Raw genomic sequence first — 16,865 nt, 5'->3', positions numbered from 1 at the left:
GAGACACCATGAATACGATGAAACAGACAGTTCCACTGACCCCTGTAGACAATGAAGAGGCCGGCGCACGGAACCCGCAGGCGCATACTATTATGCAGGTTGAGGACTTGCATATCAGCTTTGAAGTCGGCAGCGGCGGCATGGGCAGCCTGTTTAAACGCCAGCCGAAACAACAACTCCAAGCGGTGAGAGGAATAAGCTTTAGTGTGCAACAGGGTGAAACCTTTAGCTTGGTCGGCGAATCTGGCTGCGGAAAATCCACCGTTGCCCGTGCGCTGGCAGGACTTTACACACCCACCAAGGGAAAAATTTCTCACGCGGGCCGAACACTGACGCCGGGCGATACCTCACCCGGCCGTGGGATTCAGATGATTTTTCAAGACCCTTACGCCAGCCTTAATCCACGCTGGCGCGTAGAGCGCATTATTGCTGAACCGCTGCGCCTGCAAAATCGGGTCGGCACGACGCGTCAAGCACGGAGTCAGGTGGCGACGCTGCTGCGTCAGGTCGGACTGGCGGAGGGTGACATGTTTAAATTCCCGCACGAGTTCTCCGGCGGCCAGCGCCAACGTATTTCGATTGCACGCGCACTCGCGACCCAGCCAGACTTTTTGATTTGCGACGAACCGACCTCAGCGCTGGACGTATCGGTGCAGGCGCAGGTTCTGAATCTGATGAGCGATTTGCAGGAAACGCTGGGCCTGACTTACTTCTTTATCAGTCATAATATGTCGGTCATTGCGCATATTTCTGACCGCGTCGGCGTGATGTATCTCGGCCGTATTGTCGAGCTGGGTCCGGTGGATGAAATTTTCCGTCAGCCTGGCCATCCTTATACCCGGATGCTGCTCGACGCCATTCCCAAAATTGACCAACCTAATCAGGCGCGGGCCGCAATTTCCGGCGAGATGCCCAGCGCGCTGTCGCCGCCCGCCGGTTGTGCGTTTCATCCGCGCTGCCCGCTGGCGACTGACATTTGCCGTCTAACGGCACCGCCGGTCCACGCCATGTCTGCGCTTCACCAAATCGAATGCCACCATCCGGTCGCCGCGGCGCGCCCTTCTTTGCAAGCGATCACAGGAGAAATACGATGAGCTCGTCATTACTTTTAAAACAGGTCCGTCCTTTTACTGGCGTAAATACGTTGGACGTATTAATTCACGACGGCGTAATTGTCGAGATTGCACCCGATCTCTCTGCGGCGGTGGCTCAATCCGAGGTTATTGAGGGCAATAATCAGCTGCTGTTGCCCGGTTTTATTGACGGCCATGCACACATCGATAAAAGCCTGTGGGGCCGAGAGTGGTATGAAAACGACGTGCCGCGCAACCTGCCTGCCATTATTGCCAATGAACGCGCCTATCGTCGGGAACATCATCCCGACTCTCAGCTCCAGTCTGAACGCATTGCGCGACACTGCATCAGCCGAGGTACCTCGTTTATCCGCACACATATTGATGTGGATAATGAAATCGGCGTCAGTCATATAGAAGGCGTGCTGGCCACCAAAGAGAAGCTGGCGCACGCCATTGATATTGAAACGGTGGCATTTCCGCAAAGCGGGATTTTGGAAAATCCAGGTGCGGAGAAACACCTTGAACAGGCGCTGATCCTAGGAGCTGATTACATTGGCGGGCTGGACCCTTGCACCTATGAGAAAGATCCGATCGCACATTTAAATATTATTTTCCGCCTGGCGGCGAAATACGATAAAGGCGTGGATATTCATTTGCATGAACGTGGTGAAGTCGGTGCGTTTAGCGTGGAACGCATTTTGGATAAAACCCGCGAATTCGGTCTGAGCGGTAAGGTCACCATCAGTCACGCATTTTGCTTGGGGATGGTCGAAGCAGACCGGCAAAAATGGTTTGCCGAACAGCTTGCAGAGCTGGGTATTTCCATCGCCACCACCGCGCCGGTTGACGTGGCAGTGCCGCCTTACCTGTTGCTGCGAGAACATGGCGTTGACGTTTGTGCCGGTAACGACGGAATACGCGACACCTGGAGTCCTTATGGCAACGGTGACATGCTGCATCGCGCCATGATGGTAGGGCTGCGTTACCGCTGGCGTAAAGACAGCGAAATGCTAAATGCGTTAGACGCTATTACCTATGGCGGCGCACGAGTGATGAAGCGTGAAAACTATGGCATTGAAGTAGGATGTCGCGCCGATTTAGTGCTTTTACCCGCCCGCGTGGTGGCCGAAGCTATCGTCGCCCAACCGATGCCGCGCACGGTTATCAAGCACGGTAAAGTGGTAGCGGCCAACGGTGAGTGCCTGTTTTGATGGCGGCGCAAAAAATTATCCGCCTCAGTGCCACCTGGGTAGTGGGATATAAAGACAACGACCATCGGCTCTATTCGCCGGGAGAAGTGGTTTATCAGGGCGAGCGAGTGTTGTTTGTCGGTGAGCGTTATACCGGCGCGGTAGATGAGGAGATAAACGCCGGGAATGCGCTGGTTGGCCCCGGATTTATTGACTTGGACGCACTGGGTGACCTCGATACCACCGTGCTCGGTTTTGACAATCAGCCCGGCTGGCAAAAGGGCCGCGTGGTGGCGGCAGACTGGCAACGGCGCGACCTTTATTCCCGCGAGGAACTCAATTTTAACAAGCTGTATGCCTATACCCATCTGTTGCTCAATGGGGTAACCAGTGCAGTCCCTATCACCTCCATTTTGTATCGACAATGGGCTGAGGATATCGACGAATATCGCCACGCGGCTGACGTGGCGGAGTCTCTCGGACTGCGCGCGTGGCTGGGTCCGGCGTTCATGGCGGGTCACAACGTGGTTGAAGCCGACGGCCAAATTGGCATGCGTTTTGATGAGGCGCGCGGACTGGCGGGTCTGGAGGACGCTGAGCGTTTTATCGAAGAAATCAGGATGCGTGATTCTCCAATCCTGCGCGGCTTTTTGGCACCCGATCGCATCGAAGGCTGTACGCCCGCTCTGCTTGCCGCGCTGAGCGAAGCGGTGCAGCGTCAGGAATGCAGCGTTCGGCTGCACTGCTGTCAGAGTGAGCTTGAAGTCAATGAAGTTGATCGCCGGTTTCAAGGGCGCTCATCGCTTCAGGTGCTGGCTGACGCAGGGCTGTTGCATAAGAAAATGCTGCTTCCGCACGGTCAATTCCTCGGCGGAAAGTCGCCGACGCAGGCAAGTATTACGCGTGATATCAGGCTGCTGGCCGACTCAGCCGCCAATCTGGTGCTCTGTCCGCTGGTATCAGGTCGTCACGCCAAGTATCTTGAGCAGTACCTCCCCCTGCGTGAAGCCGGTGTGAATATGGGATTAGGCACCGACACTTTCCCACCGGATATGCTGACCAACATGCATCTTGGCACCGTGTTAAGCCGGGTGGTGACGCAAAATGTGCAGGCTGCCAGCGCCGCCGACTATTACCGCATGGCCACGCTAGGCGGAGCAAAAGCCCTAGGCCGTGAGGATATTGGCCGACTATGCCCGGGCGCGCAGGCTGATATCACGATTATTTCGCTAGACGAACCGGCGATGGGGCAGATTTTTGACCCCATTACGGCGGTGGTGATCAACGGTAATGGTCGTGACGTGCGCGGAGTGATTATTGCCGGTGAAAAAGTGGTATGGGACCGGCAATTAGTCAAGCATCGGGTTGACCTTGACCAGCTTCATTATCAGGCCCAGCGGCAGTTTGAAAAGCTGATGCGCACTTATCCTGAAAGAAGCTTCCAGCACCCGCCGTGCAGCCGCCTTTTCACGCCGTCGTTTCCACTGAATCCACGCACTTAACTCATCCCCCGCCGCCTTCGACTTTTACTCTGTGAAGGCGGCAAAATACCTGTTAGCGCTGCGAAATCTCAGGCACTAATATCCACTCGGCGCTGTCGTTCCATACGTCCATATGCGTGATTTTACCGTCGCGAATTTCATAGCGGTCTAGATAACGATTACCGGCAAATTTCCGACCGTCCGGCCATTCCCCGTAAAGCGTGCCGTTCGAATACACGACCGTGTGATCACCTTTGTCCATCCAGTCATACTGGCCAATAGACTTCTTCACCCAGGCATAACGTGCCTTGTTAAACGCGGTGATGTGATGTGCGTCGGGCATCACGCGTTTTCCGGTAAAAGTAATGACAACGTCTGCCGCCATGTAGGTCGCTGCCTTGACTGGGTCCGGCGCCATCGACGCCGCCAAAAAATTGCTAACAATTTCTACGGCACTATTTTCCTGTTTCATCTTTTTTCTCCCAGTGAGGTTTCCACTATCGTGTCAATGATTCCATGCGGTGCAAGGGCGCACGCTTAGTGTGCAATTAAATTGCCCTTTTTCAGCATCGGGCCTGTCGCGACGGCGCTGATCAAGATGGCATCCATATTGCTAGCAAAATACATGCTAATGCTAGCAATATGGAGAAATAAATGCGTAATTTCACCCAAGCACTGAAAATTGTGAATGCCCGTCTGCCGACTTCGCCGCTTAAGCCACTCAGCCTGCGGGTTGAAAATGGTTTCTTTGTGGATGAACTGTCTGCTGAGGCAGAAAAAAATGCCGCTACGCTCGATTTACAGGGCAAACTGCTGCTGCCCGGACTGGTTGAAACGCACATCCATCTCGATAAAGCCTGCATTCTGTCGCGCTGTGAGTTGCACGCAGGTACGGTGCATGAGGCGGTGGAGCAAACCCGCCGGGCAAAGTTGGCGTTTACCGAGCAGGATATTTATCAGCGCGGCGCCAGCGTGTTGGATAAAGCGATTGTTCAGGGCACCACGCATATGCGCACGCACGTCGAGCTGGACCCGCAAATAGGCCTGCAAGGATTTAACGCAGTGCGGCGACTGCAGAAAGACTATGCGTGGGCAATAACGCTGGAGATTTGCGTATTCCCCCAGGAGGGTATGTTGAATAATCCGGGTACCGAGGCGTTGTTACGCCAGGCGCTTGATCAAGGCGCCGAGGTGTTAGGCGGCTGCCCTTACACTGACAGCTCGCCGCTGGGGCAAATAGAGCGGCTGTTCGACATGGCGGTGGAATACGACTGCAATCTTGATTTCCATCTCGATTTTGACCTCTCCCCCGATAACATGATGCTACCCAAGGTTATTGAATATACAGAAAAATTTGGGCGTCAGGGGCGCGTTACCGTCGGTCACGTGACCAAACTTTCGGCGTTGCCGCGCGAGCAAGTAGTGGCGCTCGGTAAACAAATGGCGTTGGCGGGTGTCAGCATCACTTCACTGCCTGCAACGGATCTGTTTCTCACCGGGAGAGATCATTTTCATCATCGCCCGCGAGGACTGGCTCCCTTGGCCTGTCTCGATAATTGCGGCGTGATCTGTTCACTGTCGAGCAACAATATTGCCAATCCTTTCACTCCCTACGGCGATGCTTCGCTGGTGCGGCAGGCCAATCTTTTTGCCAACGTGAGTCAGTTGGCGACCGAGGCTGAGTTACTGCGTTGTCTGGCGTGGATTTCAACCGAGTCGGCTCTCCTGTTGCGTTTGAAAAACTACGGCCTGACGCCGGGATGCCGTGCAGATTTTGTGGTATTTAACGCAGTGAATGCCGCGGCTGTAGTGGCTGAAATAGCGCCGCCGCTGATGGGATTTAAAGCCGGGAAGAAAACCTTTGAACGACCCGAGGCGACAATATTCACCCCAGAATCGGGTCATGATGCCGCCTAACCACAGCGGACAGAGGCTTAGAGATCGGCCAGCGCCTGACGCAGGTTCACCTCGCTGGTTGACTGCTCTTCAAGCTCAAGCTGTGACTCCAGCTCTTCGAGATGCTCAATCATTACCGCCACAGCCTGCTCATTATCACCGGCTTCAAGCGCGGTAATAATAGCCTGGTGTTCGTCAGACTGGCATGACGGCACATCGTTACGCTGATAAAGCGCGACGATGAGCGAGCTGCGCACCATCAGGTTTGCCAGCACTTCGCTCAGAACTTCATTGCCGCAGATTTCACCCAGCATCAGGTGAAACTCGCTCAGCTCACGCACTATTGCACGACGATCGGTGTCATTAGTGGCTTCACGCTCATTGCGAAGATGGGTTGCGATACGGTGACGATGACGGCGAATCAGCTCGGGCGTTATCGTTTCTACAATCGCACGTTCAATGGCGCGGCGGGCCACGAACACCTCCCTCGCCTCTTTCGCCGTTGGTTGCGACACCATCGCGCCGCGATTGGGTTCTATATCCACAATTCGCTGCATCGCCAAGCGCTGCAAAGCAACCTGTACATGATTACGGTTGGCGTTTAACGCCTCAACTATTTGTGCCTCAATCAGGCGTGAACCCGGACGCAGCCGATGTTGAGCAATTGCCTTGGAGAGTACATCGACAATGCGCTTTACTTCCAGTTGTTTGGCCGTAGTAGTGTTATTGCTCATTGTTTCCTCAATGTCGAAACCACCTACAGTCACCGATTCTATGTGCAGCAGAGCGCCAGATGCAAGAGGCTATGTTGCTTTCAATTGCCGCTGTGGCGGGTCGCACACTTTGCGCAGTATTAAATTTTCCAGCCCCGTAGTATGCCCACAAATGTATGTTTACGGGTAGCGACTGTGAAAAATTCACTCCTAAAGCAAGTCATCTTGTTTGTACTTTTAGCGGCCTGTGCTGCTTTTTCTGCCGGAATACTGTTTTTCGACGTTGTAATACTGAAAGATCAAGTTAATGAAATCTCTACCACCGAGATTGTTCAGGAGGCGTTCCTAGTCATTACCGCGGTACTTTTTTTCATTCAATCACGACGGCAAAAATCCCAGCGCGGTGGCTTTATTCTGGCGGCAGGATTTTTCTGCTGCATGTTGTTCCGCGAACTGGATGCGCTGTTTGATATGATTCACCAGGGTGCATGGGTCTATTTTGCCAGCATGTTGGCGATTTATAGCCTTTGCTGGGCAGCATTTACACCTAAAACCACCCTTAACGGGCTTAATGCGCTGGTTGCGAACGAGTCATTCCCCATCCTAATGTTTGGCTTGGTGATCATTCTGGTTTTATCACGCGTGATGGGTATTCACTTCATCTGGCAGGCAGCAGTCGCGGGTGATAACGTTCGTCTGGTCAAAAATCTGGTCGAAGAAGGCATCGAGCTGTTTGGCTATTCGCTTTGCCTTCTGGCCGCCGTGCGCATGAGTTGCAGTAAATTGGCACTCGCGTAATTGTAGAGCAGGTCAAATATCTACCCGACTCCATCGCACTATTCTTTATCGGGGTTGGGTAGATTCAAAATAGCGACGCACGTCAACCACGCTGATAACAATATCACTTTCAATCACAAAGCCTTCGGGGCTTACTGGGTTTATACATTAACTAATATAACAAAACTGGCAAATTTTCGGACAGGACGTCCTCTATTGAACGTCCTTATCAACGCCTACTGGCTGACTGCATCACGAATGGGCGTGTTGCCGTTGCGTAATTCCCACTGTTTGCCAATCGAGGCGTCTTCTACCACCGTGGCAACGGCCACCAGTGCTACGTCTTCGCGGGAAACTTCACCTCTACCCGCATGTTCTTCCAGCGTGACAAGCCCAGTGGCTTTGTCATCGGTCAGAGGACCCGGACGTATAATCGTCCAATCTAGTCCGCTTTTACGCAGAGAAATGTCGGCATCGCGCTTGGCTTCGACATAGGCTTTCCAGGTAGGGTCGGTTTCAGGTTTGACCGGATTGTCGACGCCGATGGCAGAAATTTGCACATAACGCGCAATGCCTGCCTTCTTGGCGGCGTCGGCCAGCAGTACAGAGCCGGCATAGTCGACAGTGCGTTTTCTCTCCGCCGAGGAACCTGGGCCGGCTCCGGCGGCAAATATCACGGCATCAACGCCCTTGAGTCCAGCGGCCAACTGATCGACGGTGGCAGATTCGATGTCAAGCAACAGGCATTCGGCACCCAGTTTTCTCAACGTAGACACCTGCTCTTCTTTACGCACAATGCCAAGAGCTTCATGCCCCTGCGCACGTAAGTGCTTGATAATAAACTGTCCAATTTGCCCGTGTGCACCCACGATTGCGACCTTAGTCATATTTTCTCCTTTCACCTTTATAACGGTTATGGGGTAATCCTTGCTGACTCACCGCTAATAACAACTGTAGCACAGCGGCAATTGGGGTCGAAAAAGACAGAAAGATCTTAGGCACGCCAGGGCAATACGCCTTCCGGCAGACGTTTGGCAAACAGTGATGCCAACAGCATAAACAGCAGGATAATCAGGATCATCAGACACCCCACGGCTGCCGCCAAGGTTGAAGATCCCCCTTCATCAAGGAAGATAACCATCGGCCCCAGCGTTTGTGTGCTGGACGTGACCAACAGAATTGAAACCTGAATTTCATTCAACGCGGTGAGGAACACCAAAATGGCTCCCGCCATCGCCGAAGGTGCCGCTAACGGCATCAAAATGTCCCGCATGCGGCGCATGAAACTCGCACCGGATATCTGCGCCGCTTCGTCGAGTGAACGTTCAATCTGTGCAAAACCGGCCAACGTCGGGCGCAGTACCAGCGCCAAAAAGTTAGACAGATAGGCCGCAAGGATAATCCACACCGTGCCGTAAATACTGACGTTTATCAGCGGTAAAGGCTTGAGGAAAAACAGAATAGCGGCTATGCCGGTCACAATGCCGGGTAGCGCATAGGCCAACTCGGTTGACATCTGCAACACGCTGACTAAACGATTACGCTGCCAACTGAGAAAATAGGCCAAAAACAGTGAGGCAACGGTGAGGATAATCACCGCCAGCAACGTTAATCCGAGACTGGTAAAGAACGCCTGATGAATTGCCGGATATTGCCATAGGGCATTGAGATAATTTTCAAAGGTCAGCGTTTGCCAATTTAACGCTTGCCCAAAGCCCCGAGTTAACGATGTGGTGACCAGCGCAGAAAGGGGCAGCAGCAGCGTTATCAGGATCCATAGCCAAGCCATACCCTCGACCGGCAGCCGCCAGCCGCCGAGTGACTGCCTGATATTACGCGCAGCGCCAGAGACGCGGACGTCGCGACGTCCGCCCAAATAGCGGCTTAACGCTAACCCAGCGAAGGTTATGAGCGCAATTAACAGAGACAGCACGGCCATATCGGGCAATGCAGACGGTCCATAGCTATTAAGACGCTGATACACCAAAGTGATCAGCGTGGGAACGCGCCCAGGAATGCCCAGCATCGCTTGAATACCAAAATTACCGGCGGCAGCGACAAACGAAAGCGCGGCACCGGCAAAAATTGCCGGGCGCGCCAGAGGGAGAATCACGGTAAATAACACGCGCAGCGGCGACGCGCCGGTAATGCGTGCGGCCTCAACTAAATCAGCCGGTAAACGTCTTAGCCCCGCACGCACGGTCAGAAAAACCAGCGGCGCATTGTGTAAACCCAGCAGTATGATAATGCCGGTGGCCGAATAGAGAGGCTGCTGATTACCCAAATGTAGCGTTAATCCCAACCCATTAAACATACCGGCTATCCCTGTCAACAACGGGCTGGAAGGTGACAATGCCTGGATCCACGCCAGCGCGATTACCTGCGGCGGTATCATCAGCGGCAGAATAAACGTGAACACCCAAAGCTGCTTGCCGCGTAGATTAGTCAACGCAACCAGCAGCGCTGCCAGCGTGCCGGTCAGCATGGCCAGCAGCGTGGCGGACAGCGCAATGCCTACCGTGTTGAAGGTGGCCTGCAATACTTTTTGCGTGCCAATAAGGTGTAATAGGCGAGCCACATCGGGTACTCCTTCCGGCGCAATGGCGGCCCAGACGAGACGAGTCAACGGAGCAACAGACAGGGTGCCAATCATCAGGGCCAAAAACCACAGCGCGGCCCTCTCACTGCGCCACGCCGAAAGTTTTCTAAAAGCCCCCGCTCGCGTCATCTCACCGATTACACTCATGGCCTTATCCGCCAAAAATCTGGGTAAATTTAGCGCGCACCTGCTTGTCATCTTCAACGGCTTTATCAGAGTCGAGGGTGAGCAGCTTAATTTTATCGATCGGTGTAAAACCGGCAGGTGCAGGGACGCTCTCATCAATCGGGCGATTGCCCTGTTTTACCACCAGCTCCTGACCCTTTTTAGAGAGCAGGAAGTCTACAAACGCTTTCGCGGCAGGCACGTTGTGCGCAGAGGACAAAATCGCCACCGGTTCAGTCACAAACGAAACCCCCTCTTTCGGATAAATCAGGTCAATAGGTGACCCTTTTTGCTTGGCTAAAATGATATCGGCATCGGTAATTACGCCGTATTTATCCAACCCGCTGGCGACAGCTTTAAGCGCCGGTCCATTGCCTCCTTCAGGCGTTACGCCGTTCTCCGCCAATTTTTGATAAAACGTCCAGCCAATTGTCGGGGTATTAATCGCAGTATGCAGATTGTAAAGCGCTGCACCTGAATACAGCGGGCTAGGCACTGCCACCTGACCTTTGTTATCGGCCGTGGTCAGCGCCATCCATGAGTCAACCGGTTTGGCATTTTTAGTATTGTAGCCAATCACCGTGGCGATAATTTTGGTCCCGAACCACGTTTTATCTTTATCATAAAATCCTGGGCTAATATTTCCGACCGGAGCCTGCGGATAAGACATCAGCTTGCCCTCTTTCTTCAGGGTACCGAGGTTGATTGAATCAGCCACCAGCAGCACATCGGCTTTAACCTCTCCGGCCATCATCTCGGTATGCAGCACGTTCATCAATTGAGTGGTGCCGTTGCGCGTCCACTCTACTTGCAAAGAAGGATAAGCCGCTTTAAACGCGTCGATCGTCTGTTGGGCTATTTCCGGCGCCTGTGAAGTATAGATAACCAGCTTTCCGGTTGGCGCGTCTTCAGCGTGCGCCCACTGCGGTAACGCCAATGCGCTGGTCACCAACAGTGCGATAGTTGAACTTTTTGCGATCATTTTTTTGGCTGTAGTAGCAAATGTGATGTGCATAACCTGGTCCTTTAAGTAAAAGAGATATTGTTAACTCATTCATTGCATTCAGGAATAACCCAGCCATCGACCAGCGTGAGGCGAATTCTATCGCCAATGCGCCTCTCACCAATATAGCTCAGGTGATAAGTCAGATGCTGTGATTCAGCGCCGTCTGGTTCTACGTCCAGTTGGCTGTAGCCGCCGCGGTAGGTGATACGTTTGAGGGTGACGACAAAACCGGGTTCATCGTTTTCGGATTCGCGCAGTGAGGCCGCGTGCAGGCAAATTTTCCCTTTAGATTGAGGACGCTGCTGCTGGCTGGCACGCAAACGATACGCCACGCCCAGCAGGCTGACGTCTGCCAAACCTGGTCCGCACGGGCAAATATTTTCAACGTCTATCACCCTGCCGTCATCAATAAACCGGGCGACCATTTCATTGGCCGGTTCGAGATACAGGGTTTCCGGGGTGGCAAACTGCATCACTCTACCGGCATCCATCACCACCACGCGGTCGGCAATCGCCATCGCCTCCTGCTGGTCGTGAGTGATATAAAGAAGCGTTGCACCTGTGTGGCGATGAAACTGAGTAAACTCCTCTTCCATTGCCGCACGCAGATGCACGTCGAGATTGGCCAGCGGTTCGTCAAGTAACACCACGGAGGGCTGAGCAACCAGGCAACGCGCAAGGGCGACTCGTTGGCGTTGGCCACCGGAGAGATCGGCAGGACGCCGCGTCCCAAATGCCTCAAGTCCGACCATCTGCAACGCATTAGCCGTGCGCTGACGACGCTCTGCCGTTCCCACGCCGTTAACCTTAAGGCTATAGGCCACGTTTTCTTCAACCGACATATGCGGCCAGAGAGCGTAGTTTTGAAACACGATAGCTAACTGGCGCTGTTCAGGCGGAATATGCCCCTCATCGGAGGAAACTTTGCGCCCGCCAATGCTGATGGTTCCGCGATCGATCTGCTCAAATCCGGCGATAGTGCGCAGCAGTGTGGTTTTACCGCAGCCGGATGGCCCTAATACCGCCACAAACTCGCCGTGCCGAATATGCAGCGACACGTCATTAAGAACAGTTTGAGATCCAAAAGATTTATTGAGTTGGGAAATTTCAATAGCAGACATCCACATTGCATCCCGCAGTTGAGAATGAAAATTCACAATTTCTAAATCAAGCAGGGTTTAAGCTAACGATGTTAAATGACGTTTTTATTAAATCTGGATGACGATTCTGCTGTGCTGTAAAGGGGGGCGGCATGAGTAAAATCAGAGTAATTACTGAGTATGAAAGGAGGAATGTGTGATGAAGATGTGAGAACGAGCGCTGCCATGCGCTAGGTCATGGCAGCGGGATGCTTATTACTTCTTTTTTTGAGCGCCAAGGTAGCGATAAACGACTGATAGATCACTGTCGCCGTATCCTGCCTCAACGGCTTTTTGCCAGGTCTGGCTGATATTGTTCATCAACGGTAGCGTGCGTGAACCGCCCGCTTTGATCGCTAGATTAATGTCTTTCAACGCCCAAGTTAGCTGCATTTGTGGGGTGTAGTCATCGTTCTTGAACATATCCATTTTGCCTTTAATGTAAGGCACCGCCAGTGGACCGCCGTCCAGCACGCCCCAAAGTTCGTCGGTGGTAAAACCAAGTTCTTCGGCCAGCTGTGAGCTTTCGGCAATCCCTTCAACCATCGAGATAAGCCAGGCGTTGACAACCAGCTTCATTTTTGACGCACGTCCGGCCTCCCCCAACCATTTAACGCCTTTGGAAATAGCAGCAAACACCGGTTCGACTGCTGCACCAGCTTCTCGGTCACCACTGGCCAATACCACAATCTGCGCCTGCTCGGCCGGCCCCTTAGTCCCTGACACGGGTGCATCGATGTATACTGCGTCGGGACGCTGATTTTTCAGCAGCGCAATCAGCGTTTCGGTAGCATCCACGCCGATGGTACCCATCTGCACCACAATTCCGCCTTCTTTAAGCCCGGCAAGCAGGCCATCTACACCGTTGAACACGGAGAGTGTGGTTTCACCGTCAGAAAGCATGGCGATCACGACATCTACGCCTTCAACAGTTTCACGAGGGGTTTTACCGGCCACAGCGCCCGCCTTGACCAGGTCTTCAGCACGCGCTGTCGTGCGGTTCCATACGCGAGTAGTAAACCCTTTCTTGACCAGATTAGCGGCAAATGCATGCCCCATGGCACCTAATCCCAATACTGCAACGGTGGGTTGCTGACTCATGTCCTACTCCTTGTTTACGGAAATTATGCTTTGAATTCAGATGTTATTAATCTACCAAAAAGGCTAGCACTTACGAGCGGGGATTTTAGCTGCCATCTGTAAGGGGATATGATCCTAATCCTCTGCCCCAACTTTTTAATTTCATTGCGTCAACAGGCAAGATGTTTGTCCGCCTCACGCTCTGTCCGCTAAATGGGTGAAAGGATAAATATAAAAACACCCATTGCCATTTAAGAAACCTCTCTTATATCGTACTCTTGGCGGGTGAAATTTTTAATATCAGTCAGTAAGACTCAGGAGTTATTGTGATTGGAAAGACGGGTAAAATGGTTTTAGGTGCCATGATTTGTGTCGTGTTCGCCATGGTGGTGCTGACTATTGGTATGACGTATGTCTATCCAATGTGGATGCAGCGCACTTCTCCAGAGGCCTGCGCGACCGTAACGCCGCAAAATGCTATGGATTTGGTCACCCGTGATTTTATGGAAAATAAACTGCCAAACTGGGGGAATGACAAAGATAACCTCGGTACTCAGGTCCCAAGCCTGTCATTTATCTCCGACAATGTGAAAGAAGATAAAGGCACTTATCACGTCCCGTTTGAGGCTAAAGGCCCTGGCGGCACGCTGAAATATATGGCCCTGTTTAACTGCACGAATAAATATATAAAGTATAACCCCGTTGAATAATTAGCGCGTCTGCACGCCATCATACGGTGGCGTGTCATTTCACTTTTTCAGGCTTTTGAGGTGTCATCATGCGAATTTTAATTCTGGGTGCAACGGGTATGGTCGGTCAAGGTGTGCTGCGTGAGACCTTGCTGGCGAAAGACGTTAGCGAAGCTGTGGTACTGGGCCGTACGCCGATTGAGAAAAGCGATGATAAGCTGAAAGAAATTATTCACGGCAATCTTTTTGACCTCACCGATATTGAATCGCAGCTTGAAAACCTCGATGCGTGCTTCTTCTGCCTCGGCGTGTCTTCTTACGGCATGAGTGAGGCTGATTATGCGCGCATTAGCTATGACTTAACGCTGTCAGTGGCGAAAACGCTGCTGCGCCTTAATCCGATGATGACATTTGTCTATGTCAGTGGTGCAGGCACCGACAGCACTGAACGTGGCAAAAGTATGTGGGCACGTGTCAAAGGAAAAACTGAAAATGCCCTGCTGGCTCTGCCCTTTAAGGCCGTTTATCTTTTCCGACCTGGAATAATACAACCCCTACACGGCGTGAAGTCTAAAACGAAAGCCTATCGCCTGCTCTACCCGATCCTTTGGCCCTTTATCGTTATCGCCAGACCGTTAATGCCGGGTGTGATTTTGACTACCGTTAACGTCGGCTTGGCCATGCTCAATGCAGCAAGGCGCGGTGAGGGAGACAGGGTGCTGGAGTCAAAGGATATCTATCAACTCAGTCGTTAAACGTTAACGCGAAATACTGATTTAAATCATTTGTAAAAAATAGTGTAAATCGACAAAAATGATAATTAGAATGCAACGCGTTATCATTTGCATTTCAGGGATTATTATTTTGTCGATTTCTATAAAAACCATAAGTAAAAAAACCTATGGGCGTAAAAATGCCCTGCCATCAATGGGCTATTTCAAGCCAAGCGTACTGGCACTGGCCATTCTGCACGCCGCGCCTTCGCTGGCTGCTACCTCTACTGAGACTGACAATAACGCATCGGTAATGACGATTACCGCCGATGCAGCCGATGCTTATCCGATTGAATACAGTGCCGGCCAAGCCACTACGGCCACCAAAACCGCAACCCCGCTTAACGAAACGCCGCAGTCAGTCAGCGTCGTAACCCAGTCGATGATTGAAGATTATCAAGTCACCTCGCTCGATGAGGCGATGAAGTTTGTCAGCGGCGTTACGCAGGGCAACACCCTCGGCGGCACGGAGGACGGCTTTGTTAAACGCGGATTTGGTGCCAACAGCGACGGATCAATTCTGCTTGATGGCGTGCGCAGTAATCAGGGGCTGGGTTTCGGTGCCACCACCGACCATGTTGAAGTGCTTAAAGGTTCAGCCTCTCTGCTGTACGGCATCCAGAACCCTGGCGGCGTCATTAATATCATCAGTAAAAAACCGCAGTATCAATGGAATACACGCGTCAGCGGCCGTACTGGCGGCTCCGGCGGCGGTTCAGGTGCGATTGATATCACCGGCCCGCTGGGCAAAGGTTTCGCCTTCAGACTGATAGCAGAACGGCAGTCTGAAGACTACTGGCGCAACTTTGGCAAAGACCAGCATACCCTCATCGCCCCTTCCTTAAGCTGGTTCGGTGAAAAAGCCAGTTTCAATATTAGCTATCAGGAATATAAATACGATATTCCCTACGATCGCGGCACGGCTTTCATCAATGGCAAACCACTTAACATTCCTTACGAGCGCCGACTGGACGAACTGGCCAATCATGCGTGGGGCAAGAACAAACGCCTCAACACCACCTGGGAATATGAGCTGACGCCAGAGTGGAAAACGCGTTTCACCTATGCTTGGATGCAGCGCCGCTACGACAGTAACGAAGTTCGCGCGACCGCCATTAATACCACCACCGGTGCAGTGTCGCGCCGTGCAGACGCCAACCGCGGATTTAACCATCAAACCAGCCTGACGTCGTGGGACTGGATAGGCGACCCACAGATTTTGGGCATGAAACATGACCTACTGATTGGCGCCGATTATGAAAAAGTTGAGACCTACAAACAGTACTCCTATCGCGGTAAGGTCAACTCAAACTTTAATATGTACGATCCGGTGTATGGCGTCTCCCCCATCACCAACAGCTCGACCTATCTCGACAGCAGCAGCAATCTGCGTTCAACGCTCTATAATCATTCGATTTATGCCAAGGACAGCATCCACTTTACCGACCAGTGGATTGGGGTGATTGGCGGGCGCTATCAGCATTACAATCAAAAAAGCGCGTACGGCTTTGTGACACCGACCGAAACGCAGAACGACACCGCGAACAAATTCCTGCCGCAGATTGGGCTGGTTTATAAGCTCAACGAAGCGCTGTCGTTTTACGGTAATTTCAGCAAGTCGTTTACCCCGTCAACCAGCGTCGATGACGATGGCAACACCGCCCAGCCGGAGCTAGGCACCACCTATGAAGTGGGCAGCAAATGGCAGATAACGCCGCGCCTTGATGCCACCTTGGCGCTGTATCGTATTGATGAAAAAGACATGTCGGTATTCATTAACGGCGTCACGCGTAATATTCCAAAGGCACGCTCAAGCGGTATTGAGCTGGAGATGAACGGTGAGATTGCCAAAGATTGGGATCTCAGCGCCAACTATGCCTACGATAAAACCGAGATCGTTGAAGATAACGTGTCGCAAAGCAACGTGGGTAACCGTTTGGTGAATGCGCCCACCAATATGGGCAGCCTGTATATCAGCCACACTCTACGTTGGGTGCCAGTTCAGGGCGATTTCCGCCTCGGCGGTGGCGCACGCTATGTGGGGTCGCGCGCGGGTGATCCGGAAAACAGCTTCACTATGCCAGCCTATACCGTTGCAGATGCTTTCATCACCTGGGATAACGCGCTGCTGGGCAAACACACTCAACTGCGGCTTAACATTAATAATATTTTCAATAAGGAGTATTACACCTCGAGCGCCGGTAATTTGCGTGTAGAAGAAGGCGAGACGCGTAATCTGGTACTTTCAGCCAGCGTAGACTTCTAACCGCCATGCCCTGCC

The 16,865-nt window shown here is 52.5% G+C and carries 15 protein-coding genes; 8 read left to right on the top strand and 7 right to left on the bottom strand.

Going from position 1 to position 16,865, the window contains the following annotated elements; translation table 11 throughout:
- The first annotated feature begins 8 nt into the window (after positions 1-8).
- Genes BS639_RS13750 through BS639_RS13740 form a run of 3 tightly spaced genes read left to right on the top strand, consistent with a single transcriptional unit; the run spans position 9 to position 3,768 of the window.
- Positions 9-1,094 (top strand): ABC transporter ATP-binding protein, encoded by a 1,086-nt coding sequence (locus BS639_RS13750; protein ID WP_084983359.1) that lies wholly within the window; start codon positions 9-11, stop codon positions 1,092-1,094.
- Positions 1,091-2,287: an amidohydrolase family protein gene (locus tag BS639_RS13745; RefSeq protein WP_055771649.1), complete on the top strand. Its 1,197-nt coding sequence runs from the start codon at positions 1,091-1,093 to the stop codon at positions 2,285-2,287. Before BS639_RS13750 ends, BS639_RS13745 begins: the two co-directional genes overlap by 4 nt.
- Positions 2,287-3,768: an amidohydrolase family protein gene (locus BS639_RS13740; protein ID WP_084983358.1), complete on the top strand. Its 1,482-nt coding sequence runs from the start codon at positions 2,287-2,289 to the stop codon at positions 3,766-3,768. The genes BS639_RS13745 and BS639_RS13740 overlap by 1 nt, the downstream gene beginning before the upstream one ends.
- A gap of 52 nt (positions 3,769-3,820) precedes the next feature.
- Here the strand turns inward: BS639_RS13740 and BS639_RS13735 are convergent, their stop codons facing one another.
- Positions 3,821-4,219: a nuclear transport factor 2 family protein gene (locus BS639_RS13735; RefSeq protein ID WP_055771644.1), complete on the bottom strand. Its 399-nt coding sequence runs from the start codon at positions 4,217-4,219 to the stop codon at positions 3,821-3,823.
- A gap of 182 nt (positions 4,220-4,401) precedes the next feature.
- On the opposite strand from BS639_RS13735, the gene BS639_RS13730 reads away from it, so the two are divergent.
- Positions 4,402-5,664, top strand: coding sequence for an amidohydrolase family protein (locus BS639_RS13730; protein ID WP_084983357.1), 1,263 nt, complete (start codon positions 4,402-4,404; stop codon positions 5,662-5,664).
- Positions 5,665-5,681: 17 nt separating this feature from the next.
- Here the strand turns inward: BS639_RS13730 and BS639_RS13725 are convergent, their stop codons facing one another.
- On the bottom strand, positions 5,682-6,377 hold the full coding sequence (locus tag BS639_RS13725) for a GntR family transcriptional regulator (RefSeq protein WP_055772510.1): 696 nt from the start codon (positions 6,375-6,377) through the stop codon (positions 5,682-5,684).
- Positions 6,378-6,551: 174 nt separating this feature from the next.
- Here BS639_RS13725 and BS639_RS13720 point away from each other — a divergent pair, with 174 nt between their 5' ends.
- On the top strand, positions 6,552-7,154 hold the full coding sequence (locus BS639_RS13720; RefSeq protein ID WP_084983356.1) for a hypothetical protein: 603 nt from the start codon (positions 6,552-6,554) through the stop codon (positions 7,152-7,154).
- 215 nt (positions 7,155-7,369) lie between these two features.
- Here BS639_RS13720 and BS639_RS13715 read toward each other — a convergent pair whose 3' ends face one another.
- The 5 genes from BS639_RS13715 to BS639_RS13695 all read right to left on the bottom strand — a co-directional run bounded on the left by BS639_RS13715 (position 7,370) and on the right by BS639_RS13695 (position 13,143).
- A complete protein-coding gene (locus tag BS639_RS13715) occupies positions 7,370-8,020 on the bottom strand; it encodes an SDR family oxidoreductase (protein ID WP_084983355.1) in 651 nt (216 codons plus the stop codon).
- 107 nt (positions 8,021-8,127) lie between these two features.
- On the bottom strand, positions 8,128-9,879 hold the full coding sequence (locus BS639_RS13710; RefSeq protein ID WP_084983354.1) for an ABC transporter permease: 1,752 nt from the start codon (positions 9,877-9,879) through the stop codon (positions 8,128-8,130).
- A 4-nt stretch (positions 9,880-9,883) separates the two neighbouring features.
- Positions 9,884-10,912, bottom strand: a complete 1,029-nt coding sequence (locus tag BS639_RS13705; protein WP_233427674.1) for an ABC transporter substrate-binding protein — start codon at positions 10,910-10,912, stop codon at positions 9,884-9,886.
- Between the two features lie 35 nt (positions 10,913-10,947).
- On the bottom strand, positions 10,948-12,024 hold the full coding sequence (locus BS639_RS13700; RefSeq protein ID WP_084983353.1) for an ABC transporter ATP-binding protein: 1,077 nt from the start codon (positions 12,022-12,024) through the stop codon (positions 10,948-10,950).
- A 234-nt stretch (positions 12,025-12,258) separates the two neighbouring features.
- Positions 12,259-13,143, bottom strand: a complete 885-nt coding sequence (locus BS639_RS13695) for an NAD(P)-dependent oxidoreductase (RefSeq protein ID WP_084983352.1) — start codon at positions 13,141-13,143, stop codon at positions 12,259-12,261.
- Positions 13,144-13,448: 305 nt separating this feature from the next.
- Here BS639_RS13695 and BS639_RS13690 point away from each other — a divergent pair, with 305 nt between their 5' ends.
- The 3 genes from BS639_RS13690 to BS639_RS13680 all read left to right on the top strand — a co-directional run bounded on the left by BS639_RS13690 (position 13,449) and on the right by BS639_RS13680 (position 16,850).
- Positions 13,449-13,832, top strand: a complete 384-nt coding sequence (locus tag BS639_RS13690) for a protein YebF (protein WP_226950954.1) — start codon at positions 13,449-13,451, stop codon at positions 13,830-13,832.
- Positions 13,833-13,900: 68 nt separating this feature from the next.
- A complete protein-coding gene (locus tag BS639_RS13685) occupies positions 13,901-14,566 on the top strand; it encodes an NAD-dependent epimerase/dehydratase family protein (protein ID WP_055771621.1) in 666 nt (221 codons plus the stop codon).
- A 172-nt stretch (positions 14,567-14,738) separates the two neighbouring features.
- A complete protein-coding gene (locus tag BS639_RS13680; RefSeq protein WP_084983371.1) occupies positions 14,739-16,850 on the top strand; it encodes a TonB-dependent siderophore receptor in 2,112 nt (703 codons plus the stop codon).
- The last annotated feature ends 15 nt before the right edge of the window (positions 16,851-16,865 follow it).

The organism is Rouxiella silvae (assembly GCF_002093625.1).
Classification (GTDB): domain Bacteria; phylum Pseudomonadota; class Gammaproteobacteria; order Enterobacterales; family Enterobacteriaceae; genus Rouxiella; species Rouxiella silvae.
Note: the sequence above shows the minus strand (reverse complement) of the source record. Positions and strands in the feature narration are given on the sequence as shown.